The following is a 16,879-nucleotide window of genomic DNA, read 5'->3' on the forward strand; positions in this document are numbered from 1 at the left end:
GGGATTTTTACGGTCGTTCCGCGAGGAGCACGACCATGGAGTTTACGACGCCGCCCCCGCTCGCCGACGACCAGACGCTCGCGATCGTCGCCCCCTCCCGGCCCACGGAGTCGACGAAGCTCCGGATCGGCCGGGAGCGGCTCGCCGACCTCGGCGTCGAGACACGAGTGTTTCCGACGGCGGACCCGGACCGCGAGGAGGCGGCGCCGCCCGCCGAGCGCGCCGCCGACATCGAGGACGCGTTCACCGCCCCGGAGATCGGTGGCGTGATGGCGTACACCGGTGGTGACGACCAGATCCGGATGCTCCCGCATCTCGACGGCGACCTCCTCGCCGAACACCCAACCCGATTCTTCGGGTACAGCGACAACGACAACCTCCGGCTGTTCCTGTGGAATCAGGGGCTCGTGAGCTACGGCCTCGGGATACACCCGGACCTCGTCTGTGACGACGCGCTCCGACCGTACACCGAGCGGTACCTCCGGCGCGCGCTGTTTGCGGAGTCGCTCGGGCGGGTCGAGCCGTCGCCCGAGTGGACCGACGAGTGGTTCGACTTCGACACCGGCGAGCCTCGCGAGTGGGAGGAGAACCCTGGCCCGACGACGTGGGTTGGCCCGGAGGCGGACGGTGACGCTCCCGTCCGCGGCCGCGTCTGGGGCGGGAGTTTTGCGATCGTGAAGTGGCACCTGCAGGCGGAGCGATATCTTCCGGATCCCGCGGATCTCGACGGCTGCGTGCTCGCGCTGGAGACCTCCGAGGACGTGCCGCCGCCCCGCGAGGTCGGCTACACCCTCCGGGCGATGGGGGAGCGCGGCCTGCTGGAGCGGTTCGACGCCGTCGTGCTGGGACGCCCGCGGACGCACTCGCCGCCGCTCGAGTGGGACCCCGACCCGGAGACCTACCCGGAGGAACTCCGCGAGGTCGTCACTCGAGAGCTGTCGCGGTACAACCCGTCGGCGGTCGCCGGCTTCGGCTACGACTTCGGCCACACCGCCCCGACCTTTCCGCTTCCGCTCGGCGCGCGCGCCGGCTTCAACCCGCAAACCGGCGGGCTGACGTTCGGGTAGCGACCCGTCCGCGTGTGACGGCGCCGCCGCTCCCGCGGCGTCGTCGGACACGCTTGACGGCCGTCCGCCCGGTCACGTCTCCAGCCGGTACCGGTACGGACGCCCGGCTATCACGTCCACCTCTCCGCGCTCTGCCCACCGTCCCAACACGGTTGCGACCCGGTGCGGGCTGTCGATCTCATCCGCCTCCGAAAGCAGCGTGTGGATCTCCCGCGCCGTCAACGGCTCCTCGGCGTCGGCGAGCACACCGCGGATCCGGTCGTACTCCTGGGTGTGCATGTGTCTTACGTACGGTCGCGAAGGATATAGGGTTCAGTGAGACGTGAGTCGGACAACCGTCAGACACGGGCGGGAGAGACTCTGAGAGCAGCGAAGATGCCCCTTGTGTGTCCGGAATCCGTCCTCGCCTGTGACCGCCGGCGCGCTCAGGCGTACGGATCCTCGGCTTCCAGGTCGCGCTCGGCACGGTACTGGTCGACGAACTCGCTCACGTCGAACTCGACCATCTCCTCTTCGAACTGCGAGAGGGCATCGTCGTCATCCGAATGGCTCACGGCGTGTTCCATCAGCTCGACGACGAGCTCGATGATCACCTCGTGGAGTCGGCGGGAGTCGAAGTCCGCGACCCACACCATCGCATAGCCCACGTCGGCGTTCTCGCTGGCGTCGTGTGCGACGACCGCCTCGGGGAACTCCTCTAACACGATGCCAAGCAGGTGGGGGGTGTCGAACTCCGGCATCTCCTCGCTCGTCGTCTCGATCGCCTCGCGCAACACGTCGACGAGGAACTCCGGGAGGAAGCGTTCGGGCGGGTGGACGTCCATCACGACGGCGTGGGTCGCCCCGCAGTCGCACTGGTACTCGCGCATGCCGAGGTCGAGCGCCCCGAGCGGAACGGTCTCGCCGCAGGGGAGCTCGAGGGCGTCACCACCGCCGCCGGGGACGCGCGGCTGAGTCATACCCCCGATTGGTCCGTTCGGGGGTTAAAAGGCGCGGAAGGCGGACGGCGATGCGGTCGCCGCGGTGTGGTAGCTGTGCGGATGCGGAGGCTGTGCGGATGCGGAGGCCGTGCGGATGCGGAGGCCGTGCGGATGCGGAGGCTGTGCGGATGCGGAGGCTGTGCGGATGCGGAGGCTGTGCGGATGCGGAGGCTGTGCGGATGCGGAGGCGGTGGCTGGATGGTGTGGCACCGCGAGCGCGCGAGGGCGCTTGCGCCCGATGCGCGGCTCGCGGCTCTTTTTGGTGGAGATTTTTGGCCGGGGGTTGAGCGGAACCGGCGGAGCCGGTTCCGCGAACCCCTGGTTAAAAAGGTCCGTCGCTATTGGAAGCCGATGCGCCCGCTGCCGGAGTCGCGCAGCGAGTCCTTGGCGCCGCCCTTGAACTGCTGCTCGACATCGTCGTAGTACTCCAGCAGGTCGTCGGTGACGGTGGGCCGGACCGACTCCATCGCCCGCCGGAAGTGCTTCATCTCGACCTCCTCGGCGTCGTCGTCGTCACGCAGCGCCTCGATGGCGGCCTCGCGGGCGATCCCCTCGAGGTCGGCGCCGACGTAGCCGTCGGTGATCTCCGCGACCTCGCGGAGGCTCACGTCGGGCGCCAGCGGCGTGTCCTGCGTGTGGATCTCGAGGATCCGCTCGCGACCCTCCTGGTCGGGCTGGCCGATCATCACGAGGCGGTCGAACCGGCCCGAGCGGAGCAGCGCGGGGTCGATCATGTCCGGACGGTTGGTGGCGCCGATCACCATCACGTCGCCCATCTCCTCCAACCCGTCGAGCTCCGTGAGCAGCTGGTTGACGACGCGCTCGGAGACGTTGTTCCCCATATCCTGCCCGCGCGCCGGCGCGAGGCTGTCGAGCTCGTCGAAGAAGACGATCGTCGGGCTCACCTGCCGCGCCTTCCGGAACGTCTGGCGGATCGCCTTCTCGGACTCGCCGACCCACTTCGAGAGGAGCTGTGGCCCCCTCACGGAGATGAAGTTGGCGTTGGTCTCGTTGGCGACGGCCTTCGCCATCAGCGTCTTCCCGGTTCCGGGCGGGCCGTACAGCAGGACGCCCTTGGGGGCATCGACGCCCATCCGGTCGAACTTCTCGGGCGAGGTGAGCGGCCACTCGACCGACTCCTGCACCTGCTGTTTCGCTTCCGAGAGCCCGCCCACGTCGTCCCACGAGATCTTCGGGAGCTCGACGAGCACCTCCCGCATCGCGGAGGGTTCGACCTCCGTGAGCGCGCCGGAGAAGTCGTCGCGTTTGACGATCATCCGGTCGATGAGGCTCGGCGGGATGTCCTCCTCGTCCAGGTCGATCTCGGGGAGGTATCTGCGGAGCGCCTTCATCGCCGCCTCCTTGGTGAGGCTCTCGATGTCGGCGCCGACGAAGCCATGGGTCTCGTCCGCGAGGTGGTCGAGGCTCACGTCGTCGGACAGCGGCATGCCACGGGTGTGGATCTGGAGGATCTCCTTGCGGCCCACTTCGTCGGGGACGCCGATCTCGATCTCGCGGTCGAACCGGCCGGGGCGGCGGAGCGCGGGGTCGACGGAGTCGACGCGGTTCGTCGCCGCAATGACGATCACCTGGCCGCGCGTCTCCAGCCCGTCCATCATCGTCAGCAGCTGGGCGACGACCCGGCGCTCGACCTCGCCGGTGACGTCCTCGCGTTTGGGCGCGATGGAGTCGAGCTCGTCGATGAAGATGATCGACGGCGACTCCTCTTTGGCGTCCTCGAAGATCTCCCGGAGCTGCTGTTCGGACTCGCCGTAGTACTTCGAGATGATCTCCGGGCCCGCGATGGAGAAGAACGACGCGGAGGTCTCGTTGGCGACGGCCTTCGCGAGCAGCGTCTTCCCGGTGCCGGGCGGGCCGTGCAGGAGCACGCCCTGCGGCGGCTCGATCCCGAGCTTCGAGAAGATCTGCGGGTGTTTCATCGGGAGCTCGACCATCTCGCGGACGCGCTGGATCTCCGACTGGAGGCCGCCGATGTCCTCGTAGGTGATGCCGCCGCCGGTCTTCTCGAAGCCGGAGATCGGCTCCTCGCGGAGCTCCACGTCCGTGTCCTCGGTGATGAGACAGACGCCGTCGGGCTCCGTCTCGACCGCGATCAGCGGTATCGCCTGGCCGGGCGAGCGCATGAACGGGTGGTTCGTCGACGACATCACGGGGACGATGTCGCGCTCGACGACCGGCCGCTTGAGGATCTGGCGTTTCACCATGCCGGCGGCGTCCGAGCCGAACTGGACGGACGCCTCCTCGGGCGGGGCCAAGACGAGCTTGTCGGCCTTCTCGGCCTCGGCCTTGCGGATGGTGACCCGCTCGCCGATTCCCACGTCGGCGTTCTGTCGCGTGAACCCGTCGATGCGGACCGTGTCGGTGTTCCAGTCCTGTCGGTCGGCACGCCACACCTTCGCGGCGGTGGTCTCCGCGCCCTCGATCTCGATGATGTCGCCGGGCGAGAGCTTCAGGTGCAACAGCGTGTCGGGGTCGAGCCGGGCGATACCGCGCCCCGAGTCGTTCGGGTACGCCTTCGCCACTTCGAGTTGAACTTCGTTCATGGTTCCTCGCGGGGGATGGAGCTACCTGCACTCGGTGCGGCCATAAGCCTGTTGCTCCGACGGGTATCGCCGTCCCGTCGGGCGGTCCGTGCGCCGCCGCCGAATGAGTGTGTCATATTATAGCATGGTATGGCGCGGGCAGTTAAAACCCCGTCGCATTCGAGGGTTTTCGCCGGCGTCCGTGTCGGCAATTCGGTGTACAGAGCGCGGCGAGCGCAGTGGGGATGGCGAGCGCGACGGAGTGGATGGCTCTTTACGCCCCGCCCGCCTTTGCTCGGCCATGCGAACGCTCGCTTTCGATGGCCGGACCGGCGCCGCCGGCGACATGGTGTGTGCCGCGCTGATCGCGGCCGGCGCCGACCCCGCGGTTCTCGCTCCCGTCGAGGACGCGCTCCCCGTCCGCTACGAGGTCGGCGAGACGACGAAGAACGGCATCCGTGCGACGACTGTCGACGTGCTCCTGACGGAGACGGACGGCGGCGAGGACGATGAAGAGGGGAGCCACGGCCACTCGCATGGTCACTCTCACGACCACGGTGACGGTCTCTCCCACGACCATTCACACCCTCACGGAGATGAGGACCACAACCACGACGATCACAGCCACTCACATGACCACGCGGAGGGCGCCGGCGTCCACCGCACTTACACCGAGGTCGTCGACCTCGTCGAGTCGATGGAGCTCCCCGATTCGGTCGAGAGGACCGCGCTCGACGCCTTCGAACTGCTCGGCCGCGCGGAGGCCGCGGTCCACGGCACCGACCTCGACGAGACGCACTTCCACGAGGTCGGGGCGGACGACGCGGTCGCGGACGTGGTCGGCGCCGCGCTCCTGCTGGCGGACCTCGATCCGGTCCGCGTCGTCACGGGGCCGGTCGCGGCCGGCAGCGGACAGGTGGAGATGAGCCACGGCGTCTACCCCGTTCCCGCGCCGGCGGTCGTGGAGATCGCCGAGCGAAGCGACTTCTCGCTGGTCGGCGGGCCGGTCGACCGCGAGCTGCTCACACCGACTGGCGCCGCGATCCTCGGCGCGATCGCGGAGGGCGTCGACACGCTCCCCTCGATCCGCGTCGAATCTGCGGGCTACGGCGCCGGAGACGCCACGTTCGATCGCCATCCGAACGTTCTGCGTGCGCTGGTTGGCGACGGCGGGGACGCTGCGGAGACGGCTGCCGAGCACCCGACGGGCCACGAGCATTCAGACACGCACGAACATGCCGGATCCCACCACGGCGGGCTCAAACACGACGACGTGGTCGTCCTGGAGACGAACCTCGACGACGCCCCGCCGGAGGTGCTCGGCGGACTCCAGTCGACGCTTACGGACGCGGGCGCCCGCGACGTGACCATCGTGCCGACCACGATGAAGAAGTCTCGTCCGGGCCACCTCGTGAAGGTGATCTGCAAACCCGCCGACTCCGAGGCCGTCGCCGAGCGACTCGCCCGCGAGACGGGGACGCTCGGCGTGCGCGAGGCCACCGCCAGCCATCGGTGGGTCGCGGAGCGGCGATTCGAGACCGCGACCCTCGAACTCGACGGCAACATCCACGAGGTGTCGGTGAAAATCGGCGAGACGACCGACGGCGAAGTGTACGACGTGAGCGCCGAGTACGACGAGGCGGCGGCGGTCGCCGCGGAGGTGGGCGTCCCGATCCGGGACGTGCTTCGCCGGGCCGAGACCGCTGTTCACGAGCGACTCGGTGGGGAAACGTAGCCGGCCGGAGTCGTCGCCGGCCGGTGGCGAGTTAGGACTCGTCTCGGTGCTTCTCGACCGCTTCCGCTACCGTGAGCTCGCCGGCTGCGACCCGGCGAGCCAGTGATTCGTCGACGGTTAGCTCTCCGCCCGACTCCCGCCGGGACTCGTCTTTGATCCGCTGGAGCTCGCCCTCGGTGGGCTCGATCTCCCGTTCCTCGACCCGCTCACCGGGAATGTGCGCGATATTGACCGCGGCGAGCACGTCCGCCATCCCCCGCGCGCCGGCGCCGAGATAGGGAGTCGTCCCGGTCTCGTCGACCAGTTCAACCGCGAGGTCCTCGTCCAGATCGCTGAGATCGGAGATGATGCGGGCCCCTTTCAGTCGGTCGCCATCCCCCACCCGCACGAGAGCGTCGGGCTCGCCGGCGACCTCCTCGACGACCACGCCGGCGGCGTCCTCGACGGGGACGCGAAAGGCGGCGACGACCATGTCGCCGACGAGGACGGCGATACCGGGATTCGGCCCGGGGTCGACGCCCACGATGGTTCGTCCGCCGTCGCCCCGGAGGACGGCGAGCGCCTCGTCGACTGCGGCCCGGGGGTCGTCAGGGTCGCCCGCCACGAATGTCACGTCGCTGCGCCCGCCGAGGTCGACTGCGTCCTCGCGCGTCGCGATCACCACGTCGGCGTCGTCCGGGATCGGATCGCCGGGCTCGATGGTCGTGAACGCCACGCCGCGCTCGCGGAGCGCGCTCACGGCCTCGTGGTACAGCTCGAAGTCGGCGGTGGCGACGACGATCACACACCGGCGTGGGCCGCCGTGGCTCCTAACTCCACCGAAAACCGACCCAGAAACAGCCGCTACTCGAAATCCGTCTCCTCGACGAACGCCTCCCTGAACGCCGGCGAGAGGTACTTCTCCTGCCATTTGCGGGCGCCCTCAGCGCCAAGCACACTCGCCCAGATCGTGATCAGCGTTACGCAGAGCGTGAGGCCGGGGACGACCGCGAGCGCGGCGTCGACGGCCATCCCAAGGTCGGGAAGGAAAAAGCCGACCCGACTTCGTGCGCCCTCCCAGTTCGGGCCGAAGACGGTCCAGCGGAGGAGAAACGGCACGAGTGTGACCGTGAGGAAGGGGTACGCCAACACGTTCGTCACCGGCCCACCCTTCCCGCGAATGAACGCGAGCGTGTAGTAGCCCCAGCAGGCCAGCGACGCGAACACCGTCGCGACGCGGCGAGGCCCGGCGGGGGCGCCGTGGTCGAGGGCGCTCAGGTCGTAGAGGAGCACCGCGCCGCCGACGTACCCGACCAGACAGGCGAGCACGCCACCGACCGCCACCGCGGCGTGTTCGGCTCGGGACTGGTTCGCGAACGGGTGGAGGCCGAGCGGGACGTTCATCGGCGGAGGGTGGGGCCGGCCGGCCGTTGAAGCTTCCGGGTTCGGTCAGGAGAGCTTGCCGAGCGCCTCAAAAAAGTCGGACTCCGGCCCGGCGATCCGCATCGCGGGCTCCGTGCGCTCGACGACGACCTCGACCGGCCCGGAGAGCTCGTGGGGATTCCGACCGTCGCTGACGACGACCGCCTCGGCGTCCGCGCCGGTGACCGTGACGCTCACGGTCGCATCGACGTCGACCGCGAGCGGAGGCATCCCGTCGGTCGGGCACATCTCGTTGACCACGAGCGCCTCGACGGTCGGGTGGACGAGCGTGCCGCCCTCCGAGAGGTTGTAGGCGGTCGAGCCGGTCGGCGTCGCCACGAGCACGCCGTCGGCGTGCCCGCCGGAGTACAGCGCGCCGTTCACCCGGAGTTCGTAGTTGATGCCGCCGCCGTTGCCTCGACGGCTCCCCTGGATCACCACTTCGTTCGCGGCCGGCACCGACTCCCAGCCGTCGGTTCGGGCGGCGAGCCGTGGCGCTTCCCGGACGTTCATCGCGCTCTGCTGGAACTTCTCGACTTCCGCGACCACGGCTTCCTCGGCGCGCTCCGGGGGGACGGCGTTGAGGAAGCCGACCTCACCCAGATTCACGCCGAGAACCGGCGTTGACCCGGCGTTTCGAGCGGCGAACAGGAACGTCCCGTCACCGCCGACCGCGACCGCGAGGTCACACTCCGAGAGCGCGTCGACCGGGCGCCCGTCCGTGCCGACGGCCTCCGCGGTCGCCTCGTCGAGCCAGACGGTCGCGCCGGCGTCGGCGACCGCCTCTCGGATGGCGTCCGCCAGCGAGACCGCCCGCTGATTCCCCTTCCGCGCGACGATGCCGACCTGCATTGGGAGGGGGTTCGTCGTCCGCTGAGAAAAACCTCGGGATAAAGCTTCAAGCGGCCGGCACTCGTTTCCCCCACGAGGCGACCCATTCGGGTCGTGACACAATGAGTGAGGAGGACGAGGACGACTGGTTCGAGCGGGCACTTCGAGACCTTGAGGGGGACGAGGAGGCTGCGGAGGCCGCGGAGGCCGACGACACCGACGACACCGACGACACCGAGGCACCCCCGGGCAGCGACGGCGACGAGGACGCCGAACCCGCCGAGCGTGGCAAGGAGGCGACCGAGAAGCCCGACCAGGTCTCGGAGCCGACCGGCGAACCCGTCCCGGACTCGGAGGAGGACCCGTTTGGCGGCGTGCGCGATGGTGCCGGAGATGCGCCGACGGGCGAGTCCGATGCGTCCGTCGCGCCCCCCGAGCGCGATGCCGGAGACGCCGAGGAGCCGGCGCCGTTCGCCGACCGTGGCTCCGCTCCAACCACAGGGGACGAGAACGACCCGTTTGGGGGGTTCGGTGGCTCCGGTGGCGGGGAGTTCGGCGGCTCCGATGGCGGTGACGAGTTCGGCTTCGCCGACTTCGGCGAGGGTGGAGGTGGGGGTGGGAGCCCTGAGGCCGGCGGTAGCCCCACCGCCTTCGAGGAGGAGTCGTTCGAGTCCGACATCGAGCGCATTCGGATCGGCATCGAGGGGCTCGACGAGATGATCCTCGGCGGAGTCCCCCGCCGGTCGCTCATCTCCGTCATCGGCTCCCCCGGGACCGGCAAGTCGACGCTCGCGCTCCAGTTCCTCCACGAGGCGCTCCGTTCGGGCGAGCGCGCCGTCTACATCACGCTGGAGGAGAGCCGCGAGGCGATCCTCGACACCGCCGAGGAGAAGGGGTGGTCGTTCCGCCAGTACGAGGAGGAAGGGCTGTTGGCGGTCGTCCCGCTCGACCCCATCGAGATGGCGAACTCGCTAGCGTCGATCCGCAACGACCTCACGCGGCTCATCTCCGAGTTCGGCGCCGAGCGACTCGTGCTCGACTCCGTCTCGCTGCTGGAGATGATGTACGACACGCCGGCGAAACGCCGCTCGGAGGTGTTCGACTTCACCCGGTCGCTCAAGGAAGCCGGCGTCACCACGCTGGTCACCTCCGAGGCTAGCCAGGAGCACGCCTACACCTCCCGGTACGGCCTCGTCGAGTATCTCACCGACGCGGTGTTCATCCTGCAGTACGTGCGGCCGGACGACTTCCGCGAGACGCGGCTCGCCGTCGAGATCCAGAAGATCCGCGACGCCAACCACTCCCGGGAGACGAAGCCGTACGAGATCACTGACGACGGCATCTCCGTCTACCGGCAGGCGAACATCTTCTGAACGGACCTTTTTCTGCGTCGGGTCGGCGGCCGGGGCGCCTGCGGCGCCCCTGCCGACCACTCCTTGAAAAATCTCCACCAAAAAAGGGCCGCGAGACGCGGCGCGCGGCGCCGCGTCTCGCGGTACTCAAAAGGGACCGTACAGCCACCGCCCCGCATCCGCACAGCCACCGCACCCGCATTCGCACAGCCACCGCCCCGCATCCGCACAGCCACCACTATCCGATGTATTCCAGCGTTCGGCTATAAAAAGCGAGGCGGATCGAAACTCGTTCAAAAGTCGCTTCGGAGTACCAGTTCGCTCCTCAGTCGTCGTCGGTGACAGGCTCCGTGGTTTCGGCGTCCGTCTCGCCGGCGTCCGCCTCGAATTCCCCCCAGTGAGCGACCTCCTCGACGGGTCGGCGGAACTTCCGGGGGAGCGTCTCGTCGTCGGCGTCCTCCGCCGGGTAGCCGAGCGTCACCAGCATGACGGGCTCGTAGCCGTCGGGCACGCCGAACTCCTCGACGAGCGCCTCCGGGTCGAACCCGCCCATCGGGCAGGAGGCGACGCCGCGGGCGCGGGCGGCAAGCATCAGCTGCGAGGCGGCGAGCGCGGTCGACTTCGTCGACCAGACGCGGCGCTCCGTCTCGCTCTGCGCGGCCATTCCCTCGACCGACTCGCGGGTGGCCTCGGCGCCCTCCTCCGTCCGATACCCCTTCTCCACCTGGTCGTCGAGCACGCGGTCGACGTGTGCGGACGGGTCGAGGTTGCCGAGCACGGCGAGCACGACGGGGGCATCCGTGACGTGCGGCTGGCCGTAGGCGACTTCCTGGAGGCGCTCGCGGTCGTCGTCCTCGCTGACGACGACGAACTCCCACGGCTGGAGGTTGAAGCTGGACGGGGCGAGTGTCGCGTCCGCGATGATCGCCTCGACCGTCTCGCGGTCGAGCTCCTCGTCGTTGTAGTCGTGGACGGACCGGCGTTCGGTGATGACGTCGCTGAAGTTCACACTTGCGCTACGTGGCCGACACGTATCACCTGTGAGGTCTCGCACGCGGTTGCCGACGGCGACGGTTTCAGATACCGTGGGAGGAGCACTAATAACCGTTGTGGGCGTCGCTGTCACCCGGTTACGCTGGTGTTACTCGACGCTCCGCCACCTTCCGTGCGGTGCCCCGACCAGTTCACCGAACGACGGTTGCCGGGATCTCCGATTTGCGGACGACGGACTCCGCGACGCTGCCGAGGACGACGCGTGAGAGTCCCGTACGACCCTGGCTGCCGAGGACGATGTGGTCGAACGGCTCGTCGCCCTCGTCCTGATCGCCGGCGGCGACCGCGAGGATCGTCGGCGCCGGTCGACCGACCTCCAGCCGCGTCTCAACGTCGCGGCCGACGCGGCCGGCGGCGCCGGACAGGAGGTTCTTCCCGCGCTCGCGGGCGGCCTCGTACCACTGCTCGACCGCACCGGGGAACCCGCCTTCGGCGCCCGTCGTCGACTCGGCGGGGTTGATCACGTGGAGCAACGTCAGCTCGGCGTCGGGCCACTCCTCGGCCGCGAACGTGAGCGCTTCCTCGGACCATTCGGAGCCGTCAACCGGAACGAGTATCCGCTTCGTCATGTCCCGGGCTTCTCCGGGAGGCGACAAAAAGGTCGGCGTCCCGGCGGAATGGTCGGCGTCCCGGCGGGATGGTCGGCGTCCCGGCGGGCGTGTTACGGTCGAGGCGAATCAGTCGCCGTGACGCGTCACGCACTTCGGGAGGCCGATCAGCTCCACCGGCTCGGAGTTGTCCGGCGAGTAGACGACCATCTGACCCTTCTCCATGTACGGCACCTTGCCGGCGAGGTTGGTCGGGATGTTGACGCTGGAGATGGCGTCCTCGTCGCCGAGGTTCAACACTATCTTCGTGTTCACCTGCTTGAAGACGGAGTCGGCGATGTCCTGCGGGTCCTGGGTGATCAGAAAGAGCCCCAGTCGCTCCTTCCGTCCCTGTTTCGCGGCGTCAGTGAATTTCCCGATCACCTGAGTCGCCTGCACGGTGTCCGCGTCCGTGAGGAAGTTGTGCGCCTCGTCCATCCCCACGAGCAGCGGCGTCTCCTTGATCCGGTCGCTCCGCGGCGAGTTCGAGAGCTTGTCGTCGATGAGCATCGACGAGACCGCCAGCACGAACATCTCCTTCTGTCGCGAGGAGCTCAGGTGGTAGGTGGGGACGACCGTGAGCCCGCCGGATCGCACGAGGGTGTGGTCGAGCTCCGTGATCGGCTTCGCGTCGCCGTCGAAGACGCCGCCGGGAACCCCGCGAACGCGGCGTTTGACCGCGTCGAACGTCGCCTCGTGGACGCGGCCCGACTCGTCGAGCTCCTCTTTGAGCGCTGGGTCGTCGAGATACGAGAGGAACTGGCTGTACGTGCCCGAGCTGCCGTAGTCGCGGAAAAAGCGGTTGAGCAGGGTGAGCAGCGCGGCGTACTGGTTGTCGTTGAGCCCGCTGCCGGCGATCAGCCACGGCATGTCGTACTCGTCGACCATCGAGAACGGGATGGTGAACGGGACCTGCTCGGCGCGATGGCCCTCACCGGGGTAGGTGGCGTTCGGAACGGTGGGGATCAGCGCGACGGTGTCGTCGTGGCCGCCGTAGGCGACGCCCTCGCGCTCCAGCCGCCGGGCGAACCCGTCGTCGAGGTCGGGGTTGTCGTCGTGCATCTGCGCGTACTCGTCCTGCGGGTCGAACTGGACGACCGCCATCCGCGCCTCCCGACCGTCGTCCATCGGATACGTGCGGTCGGCCGCGAGGTACTGCCGCAGCACGTTCTTCGAGGCGTGCGTCTTCCCTGACCCCGTCCCGCCGGCGACGAGCGTGTGCCGGAAGGCGAGCGGGTCGCCGTCCGCGTAGTCGTCCTTCACCCGGTAGTCGACGGTGGGCGGCTCCGCCGCCGTCCGCACCTTCTCGCCGCCGACGGAGAGGTGACCGAGGAAGACGCCGTCCTCGGGGATCTTCAGCCCCGTCTTGATCTCGGTGGCGTCGGCCGCCTCCTCGACGACCGCACCCGGCTTCGGCACCCGGTCGGTCATCCGACGTTTGGCGTCCTCGCCGGCGCCGTAGACGACGGACATCGGCTCCAGCTCGGCCATGAACTTGTAGTCGCGCTCCGTGAAGTCGTCACGGCGCATCTGGCGGCGGGCGTGGATCTCCGTGGCGTCGTCCGACTGGAACTCCTGGGCGTACTCCAGCCCCGTGATCCGGCAGAACAGTCGCTCGCCGTCGGGATACGCGATGGTGAGGTACTTGCCCAGTCGGACGCGCTCGCGGTTGTCCGCCGTCACGAACGCCTGCAGGGTGGTTTCCTCGGCGTCCTCGGCCACGCGGAGGCCGCGCGAGACGGAGACGACGCCGAGTCCCTCGTCCTCGCCGGCGGGTTCGGCGTCAGTCGTCTCGAACGTCGTCGCCGCCTCGCCGCCGGCGCCCGCGGATTCGCTTTGGGACTCGCCGGCGGACTCCCTCGACGGCCCGTCGTCGGGGGCGCTGCCCTCGCTCCCGCCGTCGTCCTCGTCGTCACCTCCGTAGTCGCTGAAGTCCTCTAAGGTCACGTGCGAGTCACCGCCGCCCAGCCGCAAAGCGCTTTCCCCGTCGCCGGCGAGCGCTCGGGGCGTCCGTGGGGCGTCGGTGCGACAGCCCGCGGACGCCACCCGTCCGCGCGCCCCTTTTAGGTGCCGAGCGCCTACATCACGTATGATACTCGTACGCGGCAGCGGCGGTGGGACGGACCTCACCGGGACGGTGTTCGAGCGCGGCGAGGAGCCGCCGTCCTACAAGGGCGCGCCCGACGAGGACGCCCCGTACGTGTGGGTGTGCGACTCCTTTTATCAGGTGGAGAGTGGCGGCTCCGCGCTCCTTGTCGACGGCACCGAGATTCGCGTCGCCTTCGAGGAGCCGATGGCGCGGGGCTTCGACACCCGGGAACAGGCGCTCGACGCGGCCAAAGAGCACGTCCGCACCCAGTTCGCCCGCATCGGCGTCGACTCCGACGAGGTCGACATCGAAGTGACGAAAGCCGATCCGGCCTGAGAAACGCTCGGAAGCGGCGACGTCACTCGACTCTCTCTTTCCTTTATAAGGACGCTACTGGTGAACAGGCGCGGTGCGGTGGCGCGCCCGGCGAGCGCCCGTTGGGCGCGAGCCGGCGCGCGAGGGAGGCAGCGGTCGCCGGCAGAGCGGTTTCCCGCCGGCGACCGTCTGCCGAGGCTGGGGAGGCGTGAGGTTCGGTGCAGTTGCGGTCGGGTGGGACTCAAAGGGGCAGCCGGCGAGGACGAAGCACGACGACGCAAGCACTCAAAAGGCCGGGCGGTGCGGAGAGGCCTTTTGAGCGCGCAGCGAGTCGCGCGAGTCCCGCGAGCGTGCGAGCGGGACCTCGGAAGACGCAGCCCGCGAGCGCAGCGAGCAGGAACGTCTTCCGGTGGTCGTCGCCGGCTGGGGCTTTGGAGGTGGTCGCCCCCGTGCTCACCGACACACCCACACCCTCAACCACTTATAAGGGCTACCCCTCCAGTTCCTGCCGCGCGCGCCGTGCCTTCTGCGACATCGCGTCGTTCCCCTCCACATCCGCCAGCGACTCGACGGCGTCGAGCCGCCGGATCGCGTTGTCGAGGAACGAGCGAACGTCGCCGGTGTAGGCGTACACCATGTAGTCGTCGGTCATCACGTTGACGATGGCGTCGGGGCCGAACCCCTGCGCGCGGAGTTCGAGGACGTACTGGATGAACTTCCTCTCGGGACAGCCACAGTAGGGGTTCGACTGGCAGTCGCAGTCGAGGAAGTCCTCGGCGAAGTCGAGAATGCGGTCACGGGTCGTCGAGTCGAGCTTGGAGAGCCCGTCGCCCGTAAACAGCAGATCCAGCGTCGCCCCCGAAAACGCTCCCTTCGGGACGTTCGTCTCCAGCTGTGAGGAGAGCTGCTGGTGGTTCTTGACGTAGATCTTGTCCGTGAACGCCACAGTTGCCTCCTGATAGGCCGTCATCCTTCATAAGGGGCGTGGTGGAGGTCGGCAGCGGTTACCGCGGTTGCGGCCGGCGCCCGCCGGCGATCGCGAGTGTGCCGGGGTACCACGCCCGGCGGGAGTCGTAACCGTTATTTGTGCAAGCGGGGTACGTGACGATGCGTGTCCGGGTTAGGGTAGTGGACTATCCTTCAGCCTTGTGGAGGCTGAGACGCGGGTTCGATTCTCGCACCCGGACCTTCTCGCAACTCGTCACCTCCATCCGAGGAGCGACGGCGCCCGCCGACCCCGTTTTCGTCGCCGAGCCCGCCGGCGAGCGCCTCGCCATTCCGCTTGCAATCCTCCCACACACCTAAGTAATCCCCCGCCGACGCATACATATATGCCAACTGACAAACCGGCCGGTCCGCTCGCGGACCTGTACGAGGGGCGCATCGGGACCCCCACCACGGACGACGAGGTGAACGGCTACTGGCTCTTTTCGCTCGGCGTCCTGTTGGGCGTGCTGGGCGTGATCGTGTTCGCGTTCACGGAGCCACGAACCGGCGCCCGCGCGCTCGGCTACGCGCTCGTCGCGCTCTCGCCGCCGCTCGTGATGATCGGCGCCGTCGTGCGCTTCCCGCTGCGAAAATCGGCGACGGGGCTGGCGGCGTTCGGCGGCCTCCTGACGCTGGCGGCCGTCGCGTACTTCCTCACCGTCTTCCCGGACGGCTGGTCGACGAGCGCCGGCAACGAGGTCGTCAACGCGCTGTACGCCGCCGGCATCGTCCTCATCGGGCTCGCGGCGGCCGTCGTGCCGCTGATCACCGACCCGGTTCGCGCGGAGTACGAGCAGCTACAGGCCGAATCCGCGGCCGCCGAGACGGAGCATGCGGGTACCGCGGCCGAACTCGAAGAGACCAAGACGCGCGTCGAGGAGCTGGAGGAGGAGCTCGCCGAGGCGTCGGCGGAGGTCGACGCCCTCCGGACGAGCAAGGCGCGATTCGAGCTGTTCGACGACCGTTCGGGCAACGCTCGCTGGCGGCTCCGCCACCGCAACGGCAACGTGATCGCCAGCTCCGGACAGGGCTACAGCAGCCGCGGGAAGGCCCAGCAGGGGCTTCACAGCGTCCGCCGGAACGCGCTCGGCGCCGGCCTCCTCCGGATCGAGAGCGAGGCGGACACCGGTGCCCAGGCGGACACCGACACCCAGGCGGAGGACGGCGGTCCCGCTCCGGCCGATGCGGAGAGTCCCGACGTGGCTGTCCCGACCGAGGTCGAGACGATCGACAGCCCGGCCACCTTCGAGCTGTTCGCGGACGACGCCGACGAGTGGCGCTGGCGACTCCGCCACGACAACGGCGAGATCCTCGGTGACTCCGGCGAGGGCTACTCGTCGAAGTCCAACGCGACCCGCGCGCTCAACCGGGTTCGCGAGCACGTCGCCGCCGCCGATTACCTCCGCATCGACCCCGTCGCCTTCGAGCTGTTCCGCGACACGGGCGGCGACTGGCGCTGGCGGCTGATCCACAAAAACGGCGAGATCCTGGGCGACTCCGGCGAGGGGTACTCCTCGCGCTCGAAGGCCCGACAGGGTGCCGAGAGCGTGCGGAACAACGTCGGCGAGGACGGCAACGCCGAGTTCGAGGTGTACGAGGACGCCGGCGGCGACTACCGCTGGCGGCTCCGCCACACCAACGGCAACATCATCGCCGACTCCGGCGAGGGCTACGCCTCCGAGAGCGGCGCGGAGGACGCCGTCGAGCGCGTCCGGAACCACGCGCCTAACGCCGACGCCCTCGACGTGGGCAACGCGGCCTTCGAGATCTACGAGGACGCGGACGCGGAGTGGCGCTGGCGGCTCCGTCACCGCAACGGCAACATCCTCGCCGACTCCGGCGAGGGGTACGCCTCCCGCTCGGGAGCGGTCGAGGCCGTTACCGGCGTCAAGGAGTACGCGCCCGGCGCGGACGCGGAGACGGTCGAGTAGCAGTCCCC

General features: G+C 69.0%; 15 protein-coding genes and 1 tRNA gene. 6 read left to right on the forward strand and 10 right to left on the reverse strand.

The genetic code is table 11. The features are described 5' to 3' along the window. Positions 1–35: 35 nt before the first annotated feature. Positions 36–1,067 carry a S66 family peptidase gene (locus ACYQ07_RS11250; protein ID WP_459881546.1) on the forward strand — a complete coding sequence of 344 codons (1,032 nt, stop codon included), beginning with the start codon at positions 36–38 and terminating at the stop codon, positions 1,065–1,067. Positions 1,068–1,139: 72 nt separating this feature from the next. Here the strand turns inward: ACYQ07_RS11250 and ACYQ07_RS11255 are convergent, their stop codons facing one another. The 3 genes from ACYQ07_RS11255 to ACYQ07_RS11265 all read right to left on the reverse strand — a co-directional run bounded on the left by ACYQ07_RS11255 (position 1,140) and on the right by ACYQ07_RS11265 (position 4,611). Further along, positions 1,140–1,346, reverse strand: a complete 207-nt coding sequence (locus tag ACYQ07_RS11255; protein WP_459881549.1) for a hypothetical protein — start codon at positions 1,344–1,346, stop codon at positions 1,140–1,142. A gap of 146 nt (positions 1,347–1,492) precedes the next feature. Continuing rightward, positions 1,493–2,026 carry a DUF5815 family protein gene (locus ACYQ07_RS11260; protein WP_459881552.1) on the reverse strand — a complete coding sequence of 178 codons (534 nt, stop codon included), beginning with the start codon at positions 2,024–2,026 and terminating at the stop codon, positions 1,493–1,495. Positions 2,027–2,385: 359 nt separating this feature from the next. Then, positions 2,386–4,611, reverse strand: coding sequence for a CDC48 family AAA ATPase (locus ACYQ07_RS11265; protein ID WP_459881554.1), 2,226 nt, complete (start codon positions 4,609–4,611; stop codon positions 2,386–2,388). A 280-nt stretch (positions 4,612–4,891) separates the two neighbouring features. On the opposite strand from ACYQ07_RS11265, the gene larC reads away from it, so the two are divergent. Next, positions 4,892–6,325, forward strand: a complete 1,434-nt coding sequence (gene larC, locus ACYQ07_RS11270; RefSeq protein WP_459881557.1) for a nickel pincer cofactor biosynthesis protein LarC — start codon at positions 4,892–4,894, stop codon at positions 6,323–6,325. A 31-nt stretch (positions 6,326–6,356) separates the two neighbouring features. On the opposite strand, the gene ACYQ07_RS11275 is transcribed toward larC, so the two are convergent. The 3 genes from ACYQ07_RS11275 to ACYQ07_RS11285 are packed head-to-tail and all read right to left on the reverse strand — an operon-like array spanning position 6,357 to position 8,578. Then, positions 6,357–7,109, reverse strand: coding sequence for a hypothetical protein (locus ACYQ07_RS11275; RefSeq protein WP_459881560.1), 753 nt, complete (start codon positions 7,107–7,109; stop codon positions 6,357–6,359). Positions 7,110–7,168: 59 nt separating this feature from the next. Beyond that, the gene (locus tag ACYQ07_RS11280) at positions 7,169–7,708 is read right to left on the reverse strand and encodes a hypothetical protein (protein ID WP_459881563.1); all 540 of its coding nucleotides are present in this window, start codon (positions 7,706–7,708) and stop codon (positions 7,169–7,171) included. Positions 7,709–7,753: 45 nt separating this feature from the next. After that, a complete protein-coding gene (locus tag ACYQ07_RS11285; protein WP_459881566.1) occupies positions 7,754–8,578 on the reverse strand; it encodes an NAD(+)/NADH kinase in 825 nt (274 codons plus the stop codon). 101 nt (positions 8,579–8,679) lie between these two features. Between ACYQ07_RS11285 and ACYQ07_RS11290 the strand changes: the two genes are divergently transcribed. Then, positions 8,680–9,930: a KaiC domain-containing protein gene (locus ACYQ07_RS11290; RefSeq protein WP_459881569.1), complete on the forward strand. Its 1,251-nt coding sequence runs from the start codon at positions 8,680–8,682 to the stop codon at positions 9,928–9,930. A 304-nt stretch (positions 9,931–10,234) separates the two neighbouring features. On the opposite strand, the gene ACYQ07_RS11295 is transcribed toward ACYQ07_RS11290, so the two are convergent. The 3 genes from ACYQ07_RS11295 to ACYQ07_RS11305 all read right to left on the reverse strand — a co-directional run bounded on the left by ACYQ07_RS11295 (position 10,235) and on the right by ACYQ07_RS11305 (position 13,496). Then, positions 10,235–10,918: a nitroreductase family protein gene (locus tag ACYQ07_RS11295; protein ID WP_459881571.1), complete on the reverse strand. Its 684-nt coding sequence runs from the start codon at positions 10,916–10,918 to the stop codon at positions 10,235–10,237. A gap of 175 nt (positions 10,919–11,093) precedes the next feature. Then, on the reverse strand, positions 11,094–11,531 hold the full coding sequence (locus tag ACYQ07_RS11300; protein WP_459881573.1) for a universal stress protein: 438 nt from the start codon (positions 11,529–11,531) through the stop codon (positions 11,094–11,096). 108 nt (positions 11,532–11,639) lie between these two features. After that, positions 11,640–13,496 (reverse strand): ATP-binding protein, encoded by a 1,857-nt coding sequence (locus tag ACYQ07_RS11305; RefSeq protein WP_459881576.1) that lies wholly within the window; start codon positions 13,494–13,496, stop codon positions 11,640–11,642. Positions 13,497–13,638: 142 nt separating this feature from the next. Here ACYQ07_RS11305 and ACYQ07_RS11310 point away from each other — a divergent pair, with 142 nt between their 5' ends. Then, positions 13,639–13,974, forward strand: a complete 336-nt coding sequence (locus ACYQ07_RS11310; protein WP_459881579.1) for a DUF7113 family protein — start codon at positions 13,639–13,641, stop codon at positions 13,972–13,974. 469 nt (positions 13,975–14,443) lie between these two features. Here ACYQ07_RS11310 and ACYQ07_RS11315 read toward each other — a convergent pair whose 3' ends face one another. Next, positions 14,444–14,899, reverse strand: a complete 456-nt coding sequence (locus ACYQ07_RS11315; RefSeq protein WP_459883054.1) for a DUF5814 domain-containing protein — start codon at positions 14,897–14,899, stop codon at positions 14,444–14,446. 168 nt (positions 14,900–15,067) lie between these two features. Between ACYQ07_RS11315 and ACYQ07_RS11320 the strand changes: the two genes are divergently transcribed. Beyond that, positions 15,068–15,140 (forward strand) — tRNA-His (locus ACYQ07_RS11320). A 144-nt stretch (positions 15,141–15,284) separates the two neighbouring features. Beyond that, positions 15,285–16,871: a YegP family protein gene (locus ACYQ07_RS11325; RefSeq protein ID WP_459881582.1), complete on the forward strand. Its 1,587-nt coding sequence runs from the start codon at positions 15,285–15,287 to the stop codon at positions 16,869–16,871. Positions 16,872–16,879: the final 8 nt, after the last annotated feature.

The sequence above is a fragment of the Halorubrum gandharaense genome (assembly GCF_054654575.1).